Here is a 22,101-nt window from a genome sequence, read left to right as displayed (position 1 = left end):
GAAATTCACATAAAGGGCCAGTTCAGCAGCCTTGCGCGGGTGGCAGCCGAGGCAGAAAATTCGGCAGCTGAAACGTTTAATCTGACCAGGCGGCCACGTTACTCGATAATCTGCCCAGTAAAAAGCCCCATCCTGTCGGACAATTGCGACAATGGTCGTCTGCGCGTGATGCCTGTACCGGGTCAAACTACCCGGTCCGGCCTTACAGCCAGCCCCGGTAATAACAAGGAAAATTCGGTGAAACTCAGCGATATCGCCCGTCTGGCCGGTGTGTCCGTGACCACTGCCAGCTACGTCATCAATGGCAAGGCTGAACAGCAGCGCATCAGTAACAGTACTGTCGAGCGGGTACGCGCGGTGGTCGAAGCCCACGGCTTCACCCCCAACCCGCAGGCTGCTGGGCTGCGCAGCCGGCATACCCGCACCCTGGGCTTCATTCTCCCGGATCTGGAGAACCCCAGCTACGCCCGCATTGCCAAGCAACTGGAGCAAGGCGCACGCGCCCGCGGCTACCAGCTGCTGATCGCCAGCAGCGATGACCAGCCAGACAGCGAGCGCCAACTGCAGCAACTGTTCCGTGCGCGCCGATGTGATGCGCTGTTCGTTGCCAGTTGCCTGCCGCCAGAAGATGACAGCTACCGCGAGCTGCAGGACAAAGGCCTGCCGGTGATTGCCATCGACCGCCGTCTGGACCCCGCACACTTCTGCTCGGTGATCAGCGACGACCGCGATGCCAGCCGCCAGCTGGCCGCCAGCCTGCTCAGCTCGGCCCCACGCAGCATCGCCCTGATAGGCGCACGCCCCGAGCTGTCGGTTAGCCAGGCACGTGCCGGCGGATTCGACGAAGCCCTGCAAGGCTATACCGGCGAAGTACGCCGCTATCAGGGCGAAGCCTTCAGCCGTGAGTGCGGCCAACGCCTGATGCAGCAACTGATCGACGACCTGGGTGGCCTGCCGGATGCTCTGGTGACTACTTCGTACGTGCTGTTGCAGGGCGTGTTCGACACCCTCCAGGCGCGCCCGGTCGACTCGCGCCAACTGCAGTTGGGTACCTTTGGCGACAACCAGTTGCTCGACTTCCTGCCGCTGCCGGTCAATGCCATGGCCCAGCAGCATGGCCAGATTGCGGCCACCGCGCTTGAACTGGCACTGGCCGCCATCGAGGAAAAACGCTATGAACCCGGCGTGCACGCTGTTGGCCGCACCTTCAAGCAACGCATCTCAGCGGCCTGAACATGCGCCTGATCGACACCCACACCCACCTGGACTTCCCCGACTTCGACGCCGACCGACCGCGCCTGCTGGCCAACGCGGCGGCGCGTGGGCTGGAGCGAATGGTGGTGCTGGGGGTGTACCAGGCGAATTTCCAGCGGGTGTGGGAACTGGCCTGCGCCGAGCCGCGCCTGTTCGCCGCGCTTGGCCTGCACCCGGTCTACCTCGACCAGCATCGCCCTGAGCACCTGGTGCAACTGCGCGAGTGGCTGGAGCGCCTGCGCGACAACCCGCGGCTATGTGCCGTAGGTGAGTTTGGCCTGGACTATTACCTCGCAGACATTGACAAGACCCGCCAGCAGGCGCTGTTCGAAGCGCAACTGCAGATGGCTTGCGACTTCGAACTACCGGCCCTGCTGCACGTGCGCCGCAGCCATGCCCAGGTGCTTGCCACACTCAAGCGCTACAAGCCAGCGCGGGCGGGGGTGATTCATGCGTTTGCCGGCAGCTACGAAGAGGCCCGCGAGTACATCAAGCTGGGGTTCCTGCTGGGGTTGGGCGGTGCGGGTACCTGGCCGCAGGCGCTGCGGCTGCGCAAGACCTTGGCGCGGCTGCCACTGGACAGTGTGGTGCTGGAGACTGATGCACCGGACATGGCACCGGCGATGTACCCGGGGGTTCGCAACAGCCCGGAGCACCTGCCGGAAATTGCAGCGGCGCTGGCGCACGTAATGGGGCTGGATGTGGAGGTGCTGGCACAGGCCAGCACCCGCAATGCTTGCACGTTGTTCGGCTGGTGAAACTCGGGTGACCGGGATTCCCGTGGGATGCGATCGGCCCCGAATCAGACCAGCACGGTCCACAGCGCGAACCCGGCATACCACAGCACTGCACAGCGCAACAGCAATTCCCACAAACTGTCCAGCCGCCCCAACCCGCGCTGGCTGTCCTCTTCCTCGGGAATGTCATCGGCAATCCGCCCTACCCGAGCCACCAGGTGCCCGGCGCTGATGTGCCAGTTGAGCACTTCGTGCAGCATCACCCGTGTCACCGCGAGGAAGTTGCCCACCAGGGCAAAGCTCAATGCCAGCGCCCGCACCGGCAACCAGTCCATGATGTGCCGCAACTGCTCGGCACGCGCCTTCAAAGCTGGCTGCTTGCTGTGCTCACTACACAGCGCCAACAATCGATAAGCCAGCGCAGCGCCAGGGCCCAGTACGAAATACCAGAAGATCACCGCAAAAAAGCCCTGGTACACCTGCCACAGCAAGTTACCCTGCACCCGCACCAGCAAGCTGTGCGGTTCATCGGCCACCAGGCCCAGGTCGCGCTCGGCCGCGTGCAGCGCCGCCTGATCATCCCCCCGCCGCCAGGCATCACGAAACGCCCCCAGCGATGCCTTGGCATCGCCGCGGCCCAGGCTGTAGATCAGCACCAGCAAGTGCACCGGCAACGCCAGCAAACCATAGGCCACCGGCTCCAGCACATGCAGCAGCAACACCAGCAGCGCTACCGGTGCCAACACCAGGATGGCCAACGTCCACCAGGGGTGGACCTTGCCGTTGCGTTCCAGACGCACCAGTTCGCCAAGAAAGAACCCATCGCGCTGCACCTGATGGCGCAGGGCCGAAAACTTCTCGACCCACAGCGCAAGCAACAACACCAGAAAACTCATGCCTTGTCCTCGTTGTGCTGCAGCGCCTGGCGGTAGCGCGACCAGTCGAAGGCCGGGCCGGGGTCGGTCTTGCGCTGCGGGGCAATGTCACTGTGGCCCTGAATGCGGCTCAGGTCGATGGCCGGCCAGGCAGCGCGGATGTGCCGGGTGAGTTGTTCCAGCACCGCATACTGGGCATCGGTATAGGGCAGGTCGTCGGTGCCTTCCAGTTCGATGCCGATGGAAAAGTCGTTACAGCCTTCGCGCCCGTCAAAGCTCGACACACCCGCATGCCAGGCACGATCATGCAACGACACGAACTGCGTCACCGCGCCGTCACGCTCGACGAACAGGTGCGCCGACACGGTCAGGTGGTTGATGCTGGCAAAATACGGGTGTTCATCAAGGGCCAGGCGGTTCTGGAAGAATTGCTGCACCTTGCCCGTGCCGAAACAGGCCGGGGGCAGGCTGATGTTGTGGATCACCAGCAGGGAAATCGATTCGCCTTCGGGGCGCGCATTGAAGTTCGGCGAGGGGCAGTGGGTGATTCCGATTCCGTGGAACCAGCCAGTGGCACGGTCCAATTGCATGGGCAGATCCTGAAAAACGCCGTGAACATGCCCACAGTATGCCCTGCGGCCAACGCCGTGTGCATGTGAATGATTGTAATGCGTCGGCCTATTGCGCCTGCCCTTGCCGCAAGCTTTCAAGTACCGCCTCCAGCGCCCGTTCGAACAACAGGCGATCATCCAGCACGCGCACTTCGTGCCGCTGCAGTGCCTGGGCCAGGCTGGCGCTGCTCCACTCGCGCACTTTCATGCCGGTGCGGTTGGCGAACACCAGCCTGTCACTGCTGTCGATACGCGCGACCAGCTTGCAGCGCAGTGGCTCATCTTCGTCGAGAACCTCGACCCAAGTGCCGATGCGCAGGCGTTGCGCCTGGCGCAGCACTGCAGCCTGCCCGTCGGCAGCGTGCAGGGGCACGCAGGCGGGCTCTTCGGCAATCGCCAGCACAATCTCTTGGGCCACCCGCACATCGCCCAAGGATTGGCCCTCCCCTCCCGGCAGCGCCTCATTACCTGCGCAGGCGCGCAAGTGCAACTGTTCCAGTTGCAGGAAGAACTCGCGGGTCGCCACCGCGTCCAGGGCTACGCTGGCCAGGCCATCGCGCAGCGCCTTGAGCAGGCCTGGCACCTGCTGCAGCAAGGCTTGTGGCTCATGTGGCGGCGTGATGCTGGCCAGCAGCATGTCCATCGTCTGCACTGCGTCGCGCCAGGCCTGTGAGGCCTCACCCTGTTTCAGCCAAGCCAACAGCAGTACCTGGCTCCAGGCCTGCACCAGCATTTGCACCACCACCTGCGGCAATACCCGGCCGCGCAGGCGCTGGTTGAGCACGTGCTGCACCTGCTGCCTGGCCTGCATTGCCCGGGCACGGCCTTCTTCGGCGTCGCGAGTGCGTTGCTCCAGCAACTCGTTACGTCGCCGTTCGTCCTGATTGAATGCCAGGAAGTCGTCGAGCAACTCGGCGAACAAGCTGGCATCGTCGGCAAAATCATTGAGCAAGCGCTGGACGATACGCTCTACCCGCATGTGCAAGCTGTCACGCTGGCACTCGCTGCCGCACTCCCAGCCAATCGCGGCGCCGGCGATTTCGTTGAGCAAACGGCGCGCCGGGTGGTTACTCCGGCTGAACAGCCCCTTGTCCAGTAATGCCACCTTGAGCAAGGGAATATGAAGGCGCGCAATCAGCGCCCGCAGGCTGGCCGGCAGGTTGTCATCGTTGTGGATGAACGCGAACAGCAGGCCAACCAGGTTGATCATGTCTTCGTCAGCCACCTGAAGGCGCCGACGCGTACCGCTGCGCACACTGACCCGCAACAGCAGCTGCTCAAGCTGCTGGCCGAGCTCGAAGTCATCGGCCTCGTACGTGGCGGGCACATAGCGCTGCAAATGCGAAAGTAGCCGGAGCAGGTCGGCGGTACTGATCGGCTGGGCGGCAGCCACCGCTTGCAAGCGCGGAGCGAACTGCCCGCGCACCGGCGCCAGCAGTGCCTGCAACGAGGCAAACAACGTCTGCCCTGCGGCGTCCGCCCCCTCCTCCTGGCCAAGGTTCGCCGGCCCGGGTCGCGCACGCATGCGCCGGTCTTCGGCACGCCGGCGCGGCGCCGGTTGCAGCTCGGGCAGCACGCCGGCAGCGGCCAGCAACTGGTTGGCTTCGCCATAGATCACATCGACATCGCGCAGCACATAACGCTCGAACAGCTTCAGCAGCACCAGCTTGACCCGCAGGCCAACGCCCAGATTACGCCCGGCGTCGAGAAAGTAACGACACAGCGCGGCTGGCCCCAATGGGTTGTACTGCTCGTACAGGGGGCGGTCGAGCAATGCCTGCAGGCGCAGACCCAGTTGCTGCAGGGCGATGCCATCGCGTGACAGCACCCGCGCTACCATGCTCTCGATAGCGGCGGCCCGCTCCATTTGAGCCTTGCTGCGTGGGTTACCCGGCTGGGCCAGGTTTGCCAGCAAGTCCACCTGGCCGGCTCGGAGGAAAGCATCATGGAACGTATCCAGAAAACCACGCTCGATGCTCTTGCGCTTCAGGCGCAGGTCACGCATGGCCTCGAAGTACAGGTTCTGGTCACTGCGGTCCAAGGCCTTGTCGGCCATTTCGAAGAGCGTGTCATCGGCATTGTCGAACAAGTCCTGCAGGCCCTGACGCAACTGCAACGCGGCCTTGTCGCGCACCTGCAGCAACAAGACCGGAAGGCAAGGATGAGGCGTACGCCCCCCTCGGTCGATGGCTGCCGCCAAGGGCACCACCTTGCCTTCTTTTTGCATCCTGGACTCCTTGCAGGGTGTCTTGCCCGAAAGGGCTGGAAAATCGTCAAAGCCATGGCGCCAAATACTAGTCGCCATTATCGGTAAAAAATCGCATAGCTACCAGCGTCGTTTCGCTGGCTGGCTAAAGACCCTGATCTGCTCCGATTACTCACGACGTCCGACCAAAGGTCAGCGCCAAGGCGGCTGTACACACTGGCCCCCTGCCCTATAATCGCGGGCACCTAGCTTGTGGAGCCGACCATGCCGAACCTACGCCTTGCCGACCTGACCGCTGAAATTGAAGCCAACGTGCGCCGCGCGCTGTTGGAGGACATCGGCAGTGGCGATATCACCGCGCAACTGATCCCGGCCGAGCGCCTGGCCAAGGCGACCATCATCACCCGTGAAAACTGTGTGGTCGCCGGTACCGCTTGGGTCGATGCCGTATTCCGCCAGCTCGACCCGCGCGTTGCAGTGCACTGGCAGGTGGCCGACGGTGAGCAGGCCAGTGCCAATCAGCCGTTGTTCCACCTGGAAGGCCCGGCCCGTTCGCTGCTCAGTGGTGAGCGCAGCGCACTGAACTTCCTGCAGATGCTGTCGGGGGTCGCCACCCGTGCGCGCTTCCTCGCCGACTTGGTAGCAGGCACCCAGGTGCGCCTGCTGGACACCCGCAAAACCCTGCCGGGCCTGCGCCTGGCGCAAAAATACGCGGTGACCTGCGGAGGGTGCGACAACCACCGCATAGGCCTGTACGACGCCTTCCTGATCAAGGAAAACCACATCGCCGCCAGCGGCGGCGTAGCCGAGGCTGTGGCCGCAGCGCACCGCATTGCGCCGGGCAAGCCGGTGGAAATCGAGGTCGAAAGCCTGGACGAACTGCGCCAGGCGCTGGCCGCTGGCGCGGACATCATCATGCTCGACGAGCTGAACCTGGACGAAATGCGCGAAGCCGTGCGCATTACCGCGGGCAAAGCCAAACTTGAAGCCAGCGGCGGGGTCAACGAAACGACCCTGCGGGTGATCGCCGAAACAGGGGTGGACTACATCTCGATTGGTGCCATGACCAAGGATGTGAAAGCGGTGGACCTGTCGATGCGACTGAGCCTGTGAGCTGATTGCAGGCAATAAAAAACCGGCGCTTGGCCGGTTTTTTATTGGGGGCGCTTTGCCCCCCTTTTTCTCAGATCAGAACGAGGCGTTGGCCAAACCGTCCAGGTAGCGCTCGACATCCAGCGCCGCCATGCAGCCAGCACCGGCCGAAGTGATGGCCTGGCGGTAAACATGGTCAGCCACGTCGCCAGCGGCAAACACACCCTCGACGTTGGTAGCGGTGGCGTTGCCTTCGCGGCCGCCGTTGACTACCAGGTAGCCGTCTTTCAGGGTCAGCTGGCCTTCGAACAGCGAAGTGTTCGGGGTGTGGCCAATGGCGATGAACACGCCGTCGACCTTGATTTCGTCGCTGCTGCCGTCGTTGTTCTTCAGGCGCGCACCGGTTACACCCATGTTGTCACCCAGCACTTCGTCCAGGGTGGCGTTGAGCTTGAGCTCGATCTTGCCTTCGGCCACACGGGCGTTCAGCTTGTCGACCAGGATCTTCTCGGCGCGGAAGGTTTCGCGACGGTGTACCAGGGTCACTTTGCTGGCGATGTTGGCCAGGTACAGTGCCTCTTCCACGGCAGTGTTACCACCACCGACCACGGCGACCGGCTTGTTGCGGTAGAAGAAACCGTCACAGGTGGCACAGGCCGAAACACCCTTGCCCATGAAGGTTTCTTCCGACGGCAGGCCCAGGTAGCGAGCGCTGGCGCCAGTGGCGATGATCAGCGCATCACAGGTGTACTTGCCGCTGTCACCCTGCAGGGTGAACGGCTTGTTGGCCAGGTCGACAGCGTTGATGTGGTCGAAGACGATCTCGGTTTCAAAACGCTCGGCGTGCTCTTGCATACGCTGCATCAGGGCCGGGCCGGTCAGGCCGTGGGGGTCGCCCGGCCAGTTGTCGACTTCGGTGGTGGTGGTCAGCTGGCCACCAGCCTGCATGCCGGTGATCAGCAGCGGCTTGAGGTTGGCACGGGCGGCATACACCGCAGCGCTGTAACCGGCAGGGCCGGAACCGAGAATGATGACGCGCGAATGACGTACTTCAGACATGTCGAACTCCTGTCGAGCGGGCCGCAGGGCCGGCATCGGTGTACCGGCTGCGCCAGCCAAGAAATTAAAAAGGACCCACGCAGCACTTGGGGAAGGCTAAAACGCGCAGGCCCGCAAAGCGAAAAGTTGAGCGCACTGTAGCGAGGTCGCAAAGATTAAGGAAATATCCTTAGACAATCCACCTCATAGGCATCGCCTATGCTGCGATTTCATCGATAAACACCCTCCGGGCGCTTTTGTTACATCCCGTTTCCCGCCGACTGCGTGCCTTTCGTCGGCGCGGCAAACTCGGTAAGGTCAGCGCGTTTTCCTTCTCTGCGGAGTATCTAGATGCAAGCCCCTGTCCTCTCTGGCCCCCAATACCTGCGCGAAGGCCTGAAACTGGTGCTGAGCCCCAACCTGCGGTTGTTCGTGCTGCTGCCCCTGGCGGTCAACCTGTTGCTGTTCGGTGGCCTGATCTACTTCGCCGGCCACCAGTTCGGCCTGTGGCTCGATGCCCTGATGCCCACACTGCCTGACTGGCTGAGCTTCCTCAGCTACATCCTCTGGCCGCTGTTTGTTGCCTTGCTGGTGCTGATGGTGTTCTTCACCTTCACCTTGGTGGCCAACATCATTGCCGCGCCGTTCAACGGTTTTCTGGCGGAAAAGGTCGAGGTGGTAGTGCGTGGCGAAGACACCTTCCCAGCCTTCAGCTGGGGCGAGCTGGCAGCCATGGTACCGCGCACCTTCAGCCGCGAAATGCGCAAGCTGGGCTACTTCCTGCCACGCGCCATCGGCCTGTTCATCCTGTCGCTGATCCCGGTGGTCAACGTGGTGGCTGCGCCGCTGTGGCTGATCTTTGGCGTGTGGATGATGGCCATCCAGTACATCGACTACCCGGCGGACAACAACAAGATGAGCTGGCAGGACATGCTCGCCTGGCTGCGGCAGAAGCGCTGGCAAAGCCTGGGCTTTGGCGGCATCACCTACCTGGCGCTGATGATTCCCGTGGTGAACGTGCTGATGATGCCGGCGGCAGTGGCCGGGGCTACGTTGTTCTGGGTGCGGGAGCGGAGCTGAAGGAGCGAGGGGCTGCAGGGCAGCCCCTTTTTGCGGATTGCTTTTTAGAAGTCGGAGAAACTGTAGGGTTCGAGGGTGGCAATCTGAGAAAGCAGTATTAGATGTTCCACTGCCTTAACCTTCTCGAGGTTAGCAAGGTCGCTTGACCCGCCGAACGCCAAGGCTGGAACGAACCCATACATTTCATCATGCTTTAGCATGCCCAATTTCTTCTTTGCGGGCTCGAACATACCATCAAAGTCAACAGACGCCTTCTCTTTGCCAAGGAAGAAACCTTGCACTTCCCTGTCCATATCCGCCGCCGTCAACTCATATTCACTGCCCCTGTATCGTGAAATATGAGCCAAAATCTTTACTGAGAAACCCGTTTGCTCTCCAAAGAGATACAGGTCACCAAATGCGCCGCGAGCGATCAGGTGGTATCTATCCCGCTTCTCCAATATTGTGCCTTCGATAAGCGAGGCAGTTACCCCTTCATATTCCTGGGGATTGACAGTCCAAAATATCCCGTCACCATACCCGCACCAACCGTGCTCACTCCAATACGCTAACAATTTGTTCGGCAAGATCCCTCTGTATCGATCCAGACTTGAGGGAGGAACCTCCTGTCGAAAAAACGGCTCACCAACTTGCTCTACAAACAGGGAAAAAACCTCATCCACGGCGAAACCCTCAAGCGACTAGCATTTATGCAGTTTTACGTTCAACAAGCCTGATCCCACGCCCGATTTTGAAGCTTTCTCGGCAGCAGCTTTCAAGCCCTCAACTCTGCTTTTCCATCGTGGGCCTATGCTCGAGTTAACTTGCCTGTCGCCAAAATCAGAAATAGTATCCCGTCCACCGGCGATCAAGTCAGGATTATGCAAAGCTGCGAGAGATGACAGGGTTTCCTTTGCCTGCTTCACCGAGAGCTTTCTAGCTTCAATGGCATTCATAGTTTTCATCAGATCCCTCTGAATTCTCTCCTGTAACTTATCATAAAGTTCCTTTCTCGCTATTTTTGCAATGCGCGGATCTCGCTTCGCCGGATTAGCGATATTTTCGAGAAACTCTTCAACCGTTAGCCGATTCAACCCATCCTGCTGTCCCTTCAGCTGCCGTTCAAACTCGCCATGCTTCGATGCTGGCAATTTATCCGCCTTGAAACATGCCACCGTATGCAAAGACATGCTACCGGGCTTACCTGTTGACGGCTCCTTGTCTTTTTCTGCCCGCCGATTCGGCTGAACTGGCTGCGGATCACCCATCGCCCCCTTGCGCCGCTCCGGCACTTGCAGATCCGGCCGTTTCTTCAACCCTTCCTCATGCTTGAGCATCCATTGCCCCAGCCGCGCGCCTTTGCGGCTGGCCGCCATCTCCTGGGCCAGCACTCGGGCATCGCCGCGTCCGCGGGTGAGGTACGACACGATCGCCCCCAACAACAGCACCACGACTTCCACATGGCCTTGAGCAATCTGATGCGTGGCCCGAGGTATCGCATAGGGGTCGTCCCGGCAGAACGGGCCGGTGCCTTCATTGCCGCAGGTGCCTTCCCAGGCGAAGCGGATGCCATCGACGTAGTACTCGCCGATCCGCGGCAAGCCCTCGATGAAGAACTCGGCAATGGAAGCCAGCCCCAGCGCGCCAAGGATCCAACCACTGACCTTGAGGCCCATGGCCGCGCCTGCGCCAGCGAACGGAATGGTTCCGGCGCCGCCGGCGAATGCGCCGACCCCTGCGCCAAGCAGGCCACCGGTAATGGTGCTGCCGACGACGATCATCGCCATCTGCTGCACGACCCTCAGCAGTTCGTCGACGATGCTGTTGATGTCAAGGTCGGCGAAGCGCTGGCGTAGCATCTACGCCGCCTGCCATTCGGCGTAATAGAAGGCTGTGCGGACAGCTTCGATCCGGCGCAGGTTAAGGCCCAGTGAGGCGACCTCTTCATTGAGGCTGGTGCGGAACTGGCCACCGCTTGGGTAGCCCACCATGGCGATGACACGTGACTCGATCTCGTGCCAGGAGGGCACGAGGTAATCCAGGTACATGAGGTGTCTCCCTGACAACGTGTGCAGGGGGAAATCCCATCATGGATTCGGATCGGAGGTTTCTGAGCCAGTTGTAGGAAAATGCAACTTCGTTTCCGGCATGCTCGGCGAAGTTCAGCTGTTCAGTCGTTACCGTGGGTAAGGCTGGAAATTTTTATCGTTCTTGAGATCGAGCGCCGCGCAGGCGAAGCTCGATCCCATGGCCATTACAAACCCCAAGCCAAATCAAAGACTCAACCGGCTGGAAAACTGCCCCACTACGTCCACTACCCGCTTCGCCCCGTCCTGGATCTCGACAATCACGCTGCCCGTCTCATCCGCCAGCGCCAGCCCCTGTTCGGCCTGGCGCTTGCTGGTGTCGATGATCGACACTGCTGCCTGCGCCAGTTGTTCGTTCTGCTGTACCACCCGGGCGATTTCTTCGGTGGCGGTGCTGGTGCGAGAGGCCAGTTGGCGCACTTCGTCGGCAACGACGGCAAAGCCCCGCCCTTGCTCACCGGCACGGGCGGCTTCGATGGCCGCGTTAAGGGCCAACAGGTTGGTCTGCCCGGCAATGTCGCTGATGGTCTTGATGATCGAACCGATCACCCGCGACTGGGTATCCAGCGCCTGGATCCCGTCGGCCGCCTCTTGCATCGAAGCCTCCAGTCCACGCATCACGGTGACAGTCTGGGTGACCACTTCGGTGGCCTTGCGAGCACTGACATCGGTACCCAGCGAGGTGTTGTAGGCGACATCTGCCGCCTCAGCCACTGCCAGCTCCTGATTGACCTGATCGGTGATCACGGTGGCGAACTTGACCACCTTGTACAGCACATCGTGGGCATCGAAGATCGGGTTGTACGAGGCCTCCAGCCAGATCACCCGGCCATGGGCATCGATGCGCTTGAAGCGCTCGGCAACATATTCGCCACGGCGCAGCCTGTCCCAGAACGCTTGGTAGCCAGCCGAGTTGACCTCCTGCGGTTCGCAGAACATGCGGTGGTGCTTACCGCGAATCTGCTCCAGGCGATAGCCGACGGTGGCCAGGAAACGATCGTTGGCAGTGAGAATGATGCCGTCGAGGTCGAACTCAATCACCGCAGTAGAGCGCATCAGGGCCTTGATCAGGCTTTCGTGCTCGCGTGAGGTCTCGATGGTTCGCGTGAGGTCGCTGGAATGCAGGGTGAAGTACTTGATGCGCCCCTCGCTGTTCTTCACCGGCTGCAGGATCGAGCGTAGCCAGGCTTCCTGACCATTGCCCCGCAGAAGACGGAACGCACCGTTCAGGTGTTCGCCACGGCTGATCGCACTTTTCATGCGCTGGTAGAAGTCCAGCGACTTTACGTGGGCGGGGACGATGTCCTCGATATTGCGTCCAAGCAATTGTTCGGCACGGTAGAGCATCTCGCTCTCGAAGTTGCCGTTGACCATCTCGATCCGTCCCTGAGGGTCGAGCTGCAGCACCAGCATCTCGCTGTCGAGACTACTCTTGACCTGTTCGATGGACATCAGGTCTTCGCGCAGTTGCCGGATTTCTTGCTTGAGCTTGTTGTTGAACATCACCGCTCTCCTGGAGCGCATCACGTAGTCGAATGCATCTTCATCGGCTGCCGGGGACACCTTCTTGAGTGCTGTGCGAGGAAATATTCATGAAGGCAAAAGTGCCGGCAGTCAGGCGTCATCTTTACGTCACAAGGCGGTCACATTAGCGCAACCCGGCAGGCGGAAACTTTTTGTCATGAATACACCCGCCCTACGCATTACCCTGGTCAGCGAAACCTTCCCACCCGAGATCAATGGCGTGGCCAACACCCTTGGCCGCCTCAGTGATGGGTTGCGCCAACGCGGGCACGAGGTCGAGGTGGTGCGCCCGCGCCAGGCCGGCGAAGGGCACGTGCACAACGATCCGCAGCTGATGCTGTGCCGTGGCTGGGCGCTGCCGGGCTACCCGGGTTTGCAGTGGGGCGAGGTGTCGATGCACAAGCTGTTGCGCCGCTGGCGCCGGCATCGCCCGGATGTACTGTACATCGCCACCGAGGGGCCGCTGGGGCTCAGCGCACTACGCGCGGCCCGACGCCTGGGGGTGGCGGTGGTCAGTGGCTTCCACACCAACTTCCCGCAGTATTCCGGCCAGTACGGCCTTGGCCTGCTGGCGCGCCTGCTCACCCACTACTTGCGCTGGTTCCATCGGCGCACGGCAATCACCTTGGTGCCAAGTGCCAGCCAGCGCCTGGAGCTGGAGCGTCGCGGTTTCGAACGCCTGGAGCTGCTGGCCCGAGGAGTCGATGCCTGCCTGTTCAATCCGGCCCGGCGCAGCCAGGCCCTGCGCGAAAGCTGGGGGCTAGGCCCGGAGGACATCGCCGTACTGCATGTCGGGCGACTGGCGGCGGAAAAGAACCTTGGCTTGCTACGGCCTTGCTTCGAGGCATTACGCAAGACGTATCCACAAAAGCGCCTGCGCCTGATCATGGTCGGCGACGGGCCTCAGCGCGCCAGGCTTGAACAAGAGATACCGGACGCCGTGTTTTGCGGCGCCCAGCGCGGTGAACGACTGGCCGAGCACTATGCCAGCGGCGACCTGTTCCTGTTCCCGAGCCTGACCGAGACCTTCGGCAATGTGGTGCTCGAAGCCATGGCCTCAGGGTTGGCGGTAGTTGCTTATGACGAGGCGGCCGCAGCGCAGCATATTCGCCATGGCCACAGTGGCGCGCTGGCCATGCCGGGGGACCAGGCGGCGTTTGTCGATGCAGCGTGCTGGTTGCTGGAAGAAGTGGAGACCTTGCGCAGGGTGCGCCTGAATGCGCGACAGCATGCCAGCCGTCAGGGCTGGCCGGCGATTGTCGAACAGTTCGAGGGGTATCTGAACAGCGCATGCCGGCAACCTGGTGCTACGGCTGGGCGTTCTGCGCAATGTTTGCAGCGCCTGTGAGATCGAGCGCCGCCCGCGCGGCACTCGATCTCACAGGTGCCAAAACATCGCGTCAGGCACTCTTCAGGCCAGGGCTTTTTCGATGGCCTGCACCACCGCCGGGTCATCCGGCGCCGTGCGCGGCGAGAAACGCGCCAGCACCCGGCCATCCTTGCCCACCAGAAACTTCTCGAAATTCCAGGTAATGTCACCGGGGAACTCGGCCCCCTCACCTGCCAGCAGGCGGTACAACGAATGGCGCTGCGGCCCGTTGACCTCCAGCTTGCCCCCCAGCGGGAAGCTGACCCCGTAGTTGAGGCTGCAGAAGTCCTGGATTTCCTTTTCGCTACCCGGTTCCTGCCCGGCAAACTGGTTGCACGGCAGGCCAAGCACATTGAAGCCCTTGTCCTTGTAGATCTGGTAGAGGTTCTCCAGGGCCTTGTATTGCGGCGTCAGGCCACATTTGGAGGCAACGTTGACCACCAGCACCACTTGGCCCTTGAAGGGTGCGAGGGGCAGCTCTCCGCCGTTCAGCGCTTCCAGTTTCAGGTCGTGAAATGCACTCATGATGAAATCCCCTCTCAGGTTCCCGGTTGCCGTGCAGGCGAATTCCGCCCACTAAAAAGGCGCTCGTCCAAACCGTTCACCTCCCGTAGGAAGGCAAATCGGCTTGCCCGAGCGCCTGGCGACTTTCTGAGCTTAGCGCAGAAAATCAGTGGTGATGGCCACCTTCACCGTGGATGTGACGGTGAGCGATTTCTTCGTCGCTGGCGTCACGCACGTTGACAACCTTGACCTGGAAGGTCAGACGCTGACCGGCCAGCGGGTGGTTGCCATCAACGGTGACGTCGTCGCCGTCGATGTCGCGGATGGTGACGATCTGCATCTGGCCGTCCGGCGCCGAAGCGTGGAACTGCATGCCTACTTCCAGCTCGTCGACACCTTCGAACAGGCTACGGTTCAGGGTGCTGACCAGTTCGGCCAGGTACTCGCCGTAGGCCTCTTCAGGTTCAATGGAAACGTTCAGTTCGTCGCCAGCCTGTTTGCCTTCCAGGGCTTTTTCCAGGCCCGGGATGATGTTGCCGGCACCGTGCAGGTAAACCAGCGGCGCGCCACCGGCGGAGCTGTCGATGGTCTCCCCGGCGTCGTTGGTCAGGGTATAGTCGATGGAGACAGCCTTGTTGGCGGCGATCAGCATGGGGCAAGACCTTTTGCAAAAGAATGTAGAGCGGACAAGTGTAACCTTGCCATCGTCCGATTGCGAACGCGGTGCAGACGAGCAACGGCCCATCAGTCGGATCAACGGCTTTCATCAGGACGAAGAAGGCCACTGGGTGGCGGAACTTTCGTGCGGCCATACCCAGCACCTGCGCCACCAGCCGCCGTGGCAGGAACGCCCCTGGGTGCTCGACCCGGCACAACGTGCGCAACACATCGGCCAACCTTTCGCTTGCGGCTGGTGCGCACAAGGGGCCGATAGCGCTACCCTTGACCGTTAATTTCTTGCACCGCTTATTTCGAGAAGCACGCATGCAGACATTTTTCATTGCGCCGACCGACTTTGGTGTCGGCCTGACTTCGATCAGCCTGGGCCTGGTGCGCACCTTGGAGCGTGCCGGCCTGAAGGTCGGCTTCTTCAAGCCTATCGCCCAGCCCCACCCGGGTGACACCGGCCCCGAGCGCTCCACCGAACTGGTCGCCCGCACCCACGGCATCAAGCCACCGGTCCCACTGAGCCTGGCCCACGTCGAGCGCATGCTCGGCGATGGCCAGCTGGACGAGCTGCTTGAAGAAATCATCCGCCTCTACCAGCAAGCCTGCGTCGGCAATGACGTGGTTGTGGTCGAGGGAATGGTGCCCACGCGCCACGCCAGCTACGCGGCGCGGGTCAACCTGCACCTGGCCAAGAGCCTGGATGCCGAAGTAATCCTGGTATCGGCCCCGGAAAACGAAGTGCTCAGCGAGCTGTCTGGGCGGGTCGAACTGCAGGCCCAACTGTTTGGCGGCCCACGCGACCCGAAAGTGCTCGGGGTGATCCTCAACAAGGTGCGTACCGACGAGAGCATGGAGGACTTCGCCACCCGCCTGCGCGAGCACTCGCCATTGCTGCGCGGTAGTGACTTCCGCCTGCTTGGCTGCATCCCCTACCAGCCAGAGCTGAACGCCCCGCGGACCCGCGATGTGGCCGAGCTGCTCGGCGCCCAGGTGCTCAATGCCGGCGATTACGAGCAGCGGCGCATGAGCAAGATCATCATCTGTGCACGCACGGTGGCCAACACGGTCCCGCTACTGACCTCGGGCACCCTGGTGGTAACCCCGGGCGACCGCGACGACATCATCCTCGCTGTCAGCCTGGCAGCGATCAATGGCGTACCCCTGGCCGGCTTGCTGCTGACCAGCGACAGCAAGCCTGACGTGCGTATCCTCGGCCTGTGCCGCGGTGCCCTGCAGGCCGGCCTGCCGATCCTTTCGGTCAGCACCGGCTCGTACGACACCGCCAACCAGCTCAACTCGCTGAACCGCGAAATCCCGGTGGACGACCGCGAGCGTGCCGAGTTCATCACCGACTTCGTCGCCAGCCACCTCGACGCGGCCTGGCTGCACCAACGCTGCGGCACGCCACGCGAACTGCGCCTGTCGCCGGCAGTGTTCCGCTACCAGCTGATCCAGCGTGCGCAGCAGGCCAACAAGCGCATCGTCCTGCCAGAAGGCGCCGAGCCACTGCTGGTGCAGGCTGCAGCCATCTGCCAGGCCCGCGGCATCGCCCGCTGCGTGCTGCTGGCCAAACCCGAAGACGTCGACGCCGTGGCCCGTGCCCAGGGCATCACATTGCCGCCGGGGCTGGAGATTCTCGATCCCGAACTGATTCGCGGGCGCTACGTGGAACCCATGGTCGAGCTGCGCAAAAGCAAGAACCTCAACGCACCGATGGCCGAGCAGCAACTGGAAGACCCGGTGGTGATCGGCACCATGATGCTGGCCCTGGACGAAGTGGACGGCCTGGTCTCGGGCCTGGTGCACTCCACGGCCAACACCATCCGCCCGGCCCTGCAGCTGATCAAGACCGCACCCGGCTCGAGCCTGGTCTCATCGGTGTTCTTCATGCTGTTCCCCGAGCAGGTGCTGGTGTACGGCGACTGCGTGATGAACCCGCACCCAAGCGCTGCCGAGCTGGCGGAGATTGCCCAACAGAGTGCTGCCTCGGCGCAGGCCTTCGGCATCGCGCCACGGGTGGCGATGATCAGTTATTCAAGCGATTCGGCCAGCGATGAAGAAGTCGAGAAAGTGCGCGAAGCGACACGCCTGGCACAGGACGCGGCGCAGGAGCTACTGATCGATGGGCCGTTGCAGTATGACGCAGCGGCCAACCCGGCGATCGCCCGAGAGCTGGCGCCGGCTAGCCCGGTGGCCGGGCGGGCCACGGTGTTCGTGTTCCCCGACCTGAATACCGGCAATACCACGCACAAGGCGGTGCAGCGCAGTGCCGACGGGGTCAGCCTGGGGCCGATGCTGCAGGGTTTGCGCAAGCCGGTGAACGACTTGCCTCGAGGGGCGCAGGTTGACGATATCGTGCATACCATTGCCCTGACGGCGATTCAGGCCAGCGTGGCGCGCTAAAAGCAGAGGCTTCTTTGCAAGCGTGAGGGAGCGGGACTGCCCGCTCCCTCAGAGCCGCAAAGCGGCCCTGAAATTCAATCAGGGATACTGCTGAACCTGACCTTGCTGCTCATACTGCTGACCCGGAATCGGCTTCAGGTTCACTTCCACACGGCGGTTCTGCGCACGACCATTGGCGTCAGCGTTGCTGGCGATCGGCTGGTCCGGGCCCATGCCACGTACAGAGATACGCGAGGCATCCACACCCTGCGAAGTCAGGTAGGTGCTGACCGCCTGCGCACGGCGCTGGGACAGGTCCATGTTGTGCTGGCGGCTGCCCGTGCTGTCGGTAAAGCCAACCACTTCGATGGTGTTCTGGTTGAACTGCTTGAACGAGCCAGCCAGGTTGTTCAGCGGCGAGTAGAAGCTTGGGGCGATGTTGGCAGAGTCGGTGGCGAAGGTGATGTTGCCCGGCATGATCAGCTTGATCTGGTCACCCTGACGCTGCACTTCCACACCCGTGTTGGCCATCTGTGCGCGCAGCTCGGCTTCCTGCTTGTCGGCGTAGTAGCCGTAACCTGCAGCGGCAGCACCCACTGCTGCGGCACCGATCAGGGCCCCCTTGCCACGGTTGTTGTGGTCGATGGCGGCACCCGCGATGGCACCGGCCAGCGCGCCCAAACCGCCATACTTGGCAGTCTTGCTCATCCCTGTGGAGCCCTGCGCCTGACCCTGGTTGTCGTAGGGGTTCTGGCCGGCACAGCCGGTCATCAGTGCAGCGGCGGTTGCGACGATAATCAGACGACGCATGGTGAACATGGACAAGCTCCTACTGAAATTCATAAATGCGGCAGATCCCAAGGGGTTCTATGCCAGCCTTGGATCGCATCGGCAACGAAAAATTCCATGAAAGTGCCTTCATGTGCCATCAGGCACGCACGAATGGGTTTTCACGCATCTCGTCGCCCAAACGGGTGTCGGGCCCGTGGCCGGTTACCACGATGGCCTCTTCGTCCAGCCGGTACAGCCGCTCCTTGATGGAACGCACGATTGCCCGCTGGTCGCCACCCCACAAATCGGTGCGGCCAATCCCACGGCGGAACAGGGTGTCACCGGCAATCAACAACTTGGCGTCGGCGAACCAGAAGCTCATCGAGCCCGGGGTATGGCCTGGCGTATGCAACGCCACACCGCAGCCGCAGGCCAGTTCTTCGTCATCGCCCAGCCAGCGGTCCGGTGCCGGTACCGGGGTGTAAGGTACGCCGAACATCTGACACTGCATCTCAAGGTTGTCCCACAACACCTGGTCGTCCTTGTGCAGGTGCAGCGTGGCACCCGTCAGCTCCTTGAGCTTGCCTGACGCGAGGAAGTGGTCGAAGTGCGCATGGGTGTGGATGATGCTCACCAGCGTCAGGCCGTGGACCTGCAGGCGAGCAAGGATCTTGTCCACATCACCACCCGGGTCCACGACAATGGCTTTCTTGGTCAGGGGGTCGCCGATCAGCGTGCAGTTGCACTGCAAGGGGCCGACGGGGAAGGTTTCGCGGATGAGAGCTGACGATGGGATATGCATTGTGAATACCGGAACCGGTTAATCGAATAGGGTTTGCACACGCGCCAGTGCATCCAGGATGACAACTTCAGGCACCGACTCAATGCGCTTGGCAAATCGTGCTTCAAGGTCGACTGTGCGCACCTGGTTGCAAAGCATCACCCCCTGAGTCTGCGTGCCCGCACCGCTGAGCGTGACAGCGAAACCCGCATGCCTCGCGAAATCCTCACCTTGAGTGATCGGGATGATTACAGCCAGGCCTGAAGCATTGAACGCAGCCGGAGTAAGTACCAGTGCAGGTCGGCCGGAGCCCTGCTGTTCCCGCCCGACTGTTGGGTCCAGGTTGACGCGAACAATATCACCCCTGGCGAATTTCAACCGTTTCACACTTCACGTCCCACTGGACGCATGGCATTCCAGTCGGCCATGTCCTCTGGCTCCGGTGCACTCAGGTCACACTGGGCCATCAGTTCCTCAAGGGTGTACTTGGGTTTCGACCTGACCGGTTTGAGCACCATTGTCTCACCCGTTGTGTCAAGGCTCAGGGTGGAGCCGACACCGAGGCGCATCTGCTTGAGTACTGCGGCGGGCAAGCGGATCGCGGCGCTGTTGCCCCACTGTTGAATCTTGATCTGCATGAGTATCTCCCAAGGTAGATACATAGTAGAAACCCTCCAAATGATTGCAAGCGAAATGTAGAAACGTCGTATCTACACTGTCATCTGCCCTGACCGGACAAAAGCCCTGCAACCTCAAGATGGAAATGCCCTACATCACCTTGGGAAGCCACCCTCCAACTGCAAAAATTTCAAACGTAGATTCAGCCGGGCCTCAAGGTAAAAACAACCTGAACAACCCCCCCCCAAGCGCCCCGCCGTTGGAGATCTCGATCCGCCCGCGCACCCCGCCGCTTTCATGCAACGCGGCGATCCGCGCCGCAAAATACAACCCAAGGCCGGTACTGCCACTGGTCGAGTCGATGCCCTGGATGTAGTCCTCCTGGCGCTCGAGCATGTGCTTTGGATAACCCGGGCCGTCATCGTTGACGCAAATGGCCAACTGGTTGTCGGCCTCTTCGATGGTGATCAGCAAGGCGTGCCCGGCAAAGCGGGTGGCGTTGGTGATGACGTTGGCGATCACCGAGGCCACCAGTTCGCGGTCGAAGAAACCCAGCGGGTTGTCGGTGTCGATGCGCCAGGTGGCGAGAATGTCGTTGTGCTTGAGTACTTCCTCGTGCGCCGCCAGTTGGGCTTCGATGAAATCATCCAGCTCATGGTAGTCCGGGCATACCGGCAACTGGTTCACACCCAGTTTGTACAAGCCCAGCAACTGCACCAGCATGCCGTTGAGGTGACGAAATTCATGCTCCATGATCCCCTGTTCGGCACCGCCGCGCAGTTCCTCGGGCAAGCGCTCCACCCACTGGCTGTGGGACTGGATCAGCGCCGACAACGAACTTTTGAGGTCGTGCACGGTGGAGGCGATCACCGTGGAAAAATCCAGCCCCTGATTGTCTTGATTCATGCGCCGAACACTCGGATGTGCAGTTTGCGGTAACGGTCATAGCGATTGTCGCTGGCAGGGATACCGGCCACGCTGGTCAAGGCGTCGCGGCACTCCTGCATGATCGCAGGCTGAGGGTTGTCACCGCCGATGCGCAGCAGCGCCTGGGCGGTGTTGAGGGCGATGCTGATGTTCTTCGGCTGTAAACCCAATGCCTTTCGGAACAGTTGCAACGCCTCGCCAAGCTGCCCTCCCTGGTAACTGCGCACCCCCTGCCGATTGAGGGTGACCGCTTCGGTAATGGCGTTGAGCACGCTGGGGTCATCCGTCAGCTTGCCCACTTTCTCCATGACCTTGGGGTCATCGCCATAACTTTCCACACAGTTCTTCAGCACGCCGATGGCGGCGGCTTCCTGCCCCATCGCCTGCAATTGCGCAGCGACCGTCAGGGCCGAATCGACAGAGAAGAACTGGTTCATCTTGTCCAGACGCTGAATCGCCTGTTCTGTCAGCTTGCCGGCCGTTTCCGGGTCGCCGGCCTGCTGCAGGCTGGCAGCCTTCATCATCCGCGCACGCACCTGCAGGCCTTGGTCCTCGGGGTTTTCCTTGGCCACTTCGCTGAGCGTGGTGTTGATCTCGACCCGGGTACGGGCGTCCAGGCCGAAGCCTGCATTCTTGCTCATCAACGCCTGCACCAGGCCAAGGTTGTTTTCGGCATCTTTGTAGCGCGAACTCTGCCCCTGGTTCACCGCATGACGGAACGCCTTCGATGCGCTCTCGAAGTCTTCGTTCTCCAGCGCCAGCTTGCCCAGCGTCGACTGCCGACGCACCGACAAAGGCGACAGGCGCACGGCTTCTTCAAGCAAGTTCTGCGCGCGCCGGGTATCCCCCTGAGCCACCAGCACCTCGGCCATGCCATCGTAAAGGCCTGGCATGATCGGGAACGCCTTGAGCGCCTGCTCGTATACTCCCTGGGCCTGGGCATTCTGACCACGCTTGTGCATCAATGCGCCCAATGCGGCATATACCCACGGCTGCGGACGGCTGGCCAGGATGGCCTTGAGGAATTTTTCCAGTTCCTCGAAACGGTTGAGGTTGCGCAGGGCATCGGCCCGGTAGCGCAAGCACAAGGGTGCCAGGCGCGGATCCTTCTTGCACAGCTCGGCGCAGGCCGCCAGTACTTCGGCCGGACGGTTGCGGTCCAGCGCCTGCAGGATCGGCTTTAGCAACGTCTTGCGCTGGAACAGTTTCTCGACGCGCTGGGCAAGGCCAACCCGGTTGAACGGTTTGGTCAGGTAGGCATCGGGCTCGTGCTCGATGGCGCTAAGGACAATCGCCTGACTGCTCTCGGCAGTGACCATGATGAACACGCACTCATGGCTGATGTGCTTGTCGATGATCAGGTCTTCAAGCACCTGCTGCCCGTTCTTCTTGCCATCACCCAGATGGAAGTCCTGCAGGATGAAGTCATAGCGCTTCTGCGCGCACATGCGCAGCGCCTGCTCGCCGCTGTCAGCGGTGTCCACGTCGCGCACGCCCAACTCGCGCAGCATGGAACGGGTCGACGTACGAAAGTCGGTAAAGTCGTCGACGATCAGAAAGCTCTTTTGCCCGTACTGCAGCATCAACACGACCTGCC

At 61.7% G+C, this 22,101-nt stretch carries 21 protein-coding genes and 1 pseudogene; 7 read left to right on the top strand and 15 right to left on the bottom strand.

Annotated elements, in window-relative coordinates:
- Positions 1-237: 237 nt before the first annotated feature.
- Entirely contained in the window at positions 238-1,233 is a 996-nt protein-coding gene (gene cra, locus FQ668_RS03440) for a catabolite repressor/activator (RefSeq protein WP_003247312.1), read from the top strand.
- A 2-nt stretch (positions 1,234-1,235) separates the two neighbouring features.
- Positions 1,236-2,012, top strand: a complete 777-nt coding sequence (locus tag FQ668_RS03435; RefSeq protein WP_019436951.1) for a TatD family hydrolase — start codon at positions 1,236-1,238, stop codon at positions 2,010-2,012.
- A gap of 44 nt (positions 2,013-2,056) precedes the next feature.
- Here FQ668_RS03435 and ampE read toward each other — a convergent pair whose 3' ends face one another.
- From ampE to FQ668_RS03420, 3 genes are all read right to left on the bottom strand, one after another.
- Positions 2,057-2,887, bottom strand: a complete 831-nt coding sequence (gene ampE, locus FQ668_RS03430) for a regulatory signaling modulator protein AmpE (protein ID WP_014589705.1) — start codon at positions 2,885-2,887, stop codon at positions 2,057-2,059.
- Complete coding sequence (gene ampD / locus FQ668_RS03425) at positions 2,884-3,456, bottom strand: 1,6-anhydro-N-acetylmuramyl-L-alanine amidase AmpD (RefSeq protein ID WP_014589704.1); 573 nt, start codon at positions 3,454-3,456, stop codon at positions 2,884-2,886. The genes ampE and ampD overlap by 4 nt, the downstream gene beginning before the upstream one ends.
- An 88-nt stretch (positions 3,457-3,544) precedes the next feature.
- Positions 3,545-5,704 (bottom strand): DUF1631 domain-containing protein, encoded by a 2,160-nt coding sequence (locus FQ668_RS03420; RefSeq protein WP_019436950.1) that lies wholly within the window; start codon positions 5,702-5,704, stop codon positions 3,545-3,547.
- A gap of 243 nt (positions 5,705-5,947) precedes the next feature.
- Between FQ668_RS03420 and nadC the strand changes: the two genes are divergently transcribed.
- Positions 5,948-6,796, top strand: a complete 849-nt coding sequence (gene nadC / locus FQ668_RS03415) for a carboxylating nicotinate-nucleotide diphosphorylase (RefSeq protein WP_014589702.1) — start codon at positions 5,948-5,950, stop codon at positions 6,794-6,796.
- A 75-nt stretch (positions 6,797-6,871) separates the two neighbouring features.
- On the opposite strand, the gene trxB is transcribed toward nadC, so the two are convergent.
- Complete coding sequence (gene trxB / locus FQ668_RS03410; RefSeq protein WP_003247318.1) at positions 6,872-7,834, bottom strand: thioredoxin-disulfide reductase; 963 nt, start codon at positions 7,832-7,834, stop codon at positions 6,872-6,874.
- Between the two features lie 330 nt (positions 7,835-8,164).
- On the opposite strand from trxB, the gene cysZ reads away from it, so the two are divergent.
- The gene (gene cysZ, locus FQ668_RS03405; protein WP_019436949.1) at positions 8,165-8,893 is read left to right on the top strand and encodes a sulfate transporter CysZ; all 729 of its coding nucleotides are present in this window, start codon (positions 8,165-8,167) and stop codon (positions 8,891-8,893) included.
- Positions 8,894-8,937: 44 nt separating this feature from the next.
- Here cysZ and FQ668_RS03400 read toward each other — a convergent pair whose 3' ends face one another.
- The 3 genes and pseudogenes from FQ668_RS03400 to FQ668_RS03390 all read right to left on the bottom strand — a co-directional run bounded on the left by FQ668_RS03400 (position 8,938) and on the right by FQ668_RS03390 (position 12,462).
- Positions 8,938-9,555, bottom strand: coding sequence for a GAD-like domain-containing protein (locus tag FQ668_RS03400; RefSeq protein ID WP_003247320.1), 618 nt, complete (start codon positions 9,553-9,555; stop codon positions 8,938-8,940).
- A gap of 18 nt (positions 9,556-9,573) precedes the next feature.
- Positions 9,574-10,920 (bottom strand): annotated as a pseudogene (locus FQ668_RS03395) (DUF6861 domain-containing protein).
- A 225-nt stretch (positions 10,921-11,145) separates the two neighbouring features.
- Complete coding sequence (locus tag FQ668_RS03390) at positions 11,146-12,462, bottom strand: PAS domain-containing methyl-accepting chemotaxis protein (RefSeq protein WP_003247322.1); 1,317 nt, start codon at positions 12,460-12,462, stop codon at positions 11,146-11,148.
- Positions 12,463-12,640: 178 nt separating this feature from the next.
- Here FQ668_RS03390 and FQ668_RS03385 point away from each other — a divergent pair, with 178 nt between their 5' ends.
- Positions 12,641-13,831 (top strand): glycosyltransferase family 1 protein, encoded by a 1,191-nt coding sequence (locus tag FQ668_RS03385; protein WP_019436946.1) that lies wholly within the window; start codon positions 12,641-12,643, stop codon positions 13,829-13,831.
- 63 nt (positions 13,832-13,894) lie between these two features.
- Here FQ668_RS03385 and FQ668_RS03380 read toward each other — a convergent pair whose 3' ends face one another.
- On the bottom strand, positions 13,895-14,377 hold the full coding sequence (locus FQ668_RS03380; RefSeq protein WP_014589696.1) for a glutathione peroxidase: 483 nt from the start codon (positions 14,375-14,377) through the stop codon (positions 13,895-13,897).
- A 145-nt stretch (positions 14,378-14,522) separates the two neighbouring features.
- Positions 14,523-15,008, bottom strand: coding sequence for a peptidylprolyl isomerase (locus FQ668_RS03375; protein WP_003247325.1), 486 nt, complete (start codon positions 15,006-15,008; stop codon positions 14,523-14,525).
- Here FQ668_RS03375 and FQ668_RS03370 point away from each other — a divergent pair.
- Positions 15,007-15,309, top strand: coding sequence for a DUF3565 domain-containing protein (locus FQ668_RS03370; protein ID WP_019436945.1), 303 nt, complete (start codon positions 15,007-15,009; stop codon positions 15,307-15,309). The genes FQ668_RS03375 and FQ668_RS03370 overlap by 2 nt on opposite strands.
- Before the next feature lie 31 nt (positions 15,310-15,340).
- Entirely contained in the window at positions 15,341-17,428 is a 2,088-nt protein-coding gene (pta, locus tag FQ668_RS03365; protein ID WP_019436944.1) for a phosphate acetyltransferase, read from the top strand.
- Between the two features lie 78 nt (positions 17,429-17,506).
- On the opposite strand, the gene FQ668_RS03360 is transcribed toward pta, so the two are convergent.
- From FQ668_RS03360 to FQ668_RS03335, 6 genes are all read right to left on the bottom strand, one after another.
- Entirely contained in the window at positions 17,507-18,226 is a 720-nt protein-coding gene (locus FQ668_RS03360; RefSeq protein ID WP_003247328.1) for an OmpA family protein, read from the bottom strand.
- A 109-nt stretch (positions 18,227-18,335) separates the two neighbouring features.
- On the bottom strand, positions 18,336-18,980 hold the full coding sequence (locus FQ668_RS03355; protein ID WP_014589694.1) for an MBL fold metallo-hydrolase: 645 nt from the start codon (positions 18,978-18,980) through the stop codon (positions 18,336-18,338).
- Positions 18,981-18,998: 18 nt separating this feature from the next.
- Entirely contained in the window at positions 18,999-19,346 is a 348-nt protein-coding gene (locus tag FQ668_RS03350) for a type II toxin-antitoxin system ChpB family toxin (protein ID WP_014589693.1), read from the bottom strand.
- Positions 19,343-19,621, bottom strand: coding sequence for an AbrB/MazE/SpoVT family DNA-binding domain-containing protein (locus FQ668_RS03345; protein ID WP_019436943.1), 279 nt, complete (start codon positions 19,619-19,621; stop codon positions 19,343-19,345). Before FQ668_RS03345 ends, FQ668_RS03350 begins: the two co-directional genes overlap by 4 nt.
- Positions 19,622-19,790: 169 nt before the next feature.
- Positions 19,791-20,483: a sensor histidine kinase KdpD gene (locus tag FQ668_RS03340; RefSeq protein WP_010952009.1), complete on the bottom strand. Its 693-nt coding sequence runs from the start codon at positions 20,481-20,483 to the stop codon at positions 19,791-19,793.
- Complete coding sequence (locus FQ668_RS03335; protein WP_003247330.1) at positions 20,480-22,087, bottom strand: tetratricopeptide repeat-containing response regulator; 1,608 nt, start codon at positions 22,085-22,087, stop codon at positions 20,480-20,482. The genes FQ668_RS03340 and FQ668_RS03335 overlap by 4 nt, the downstream gene beginning before the upstream one ends.
- Between the last annotated feature and the right edge of the window lie 14 nt (positions 22,088-22,101).

The sequence above is a fragment of the Pseudomonas sp. Kh14 genome (genome assembly GCF_900291005.1).
GTDB lineage: Bacteria > Pseudomonadota > Gammaproteobacteria > Pseudomonadales > Pseudomonadaceae > Aquipseudomonas > Aquipseudomonas alloputida.
The sequence above is the reverse complement of the archived record's forward strand: the minus strand, read 5'-3'. Positions and strand labels throughout refer to the sequence as shown.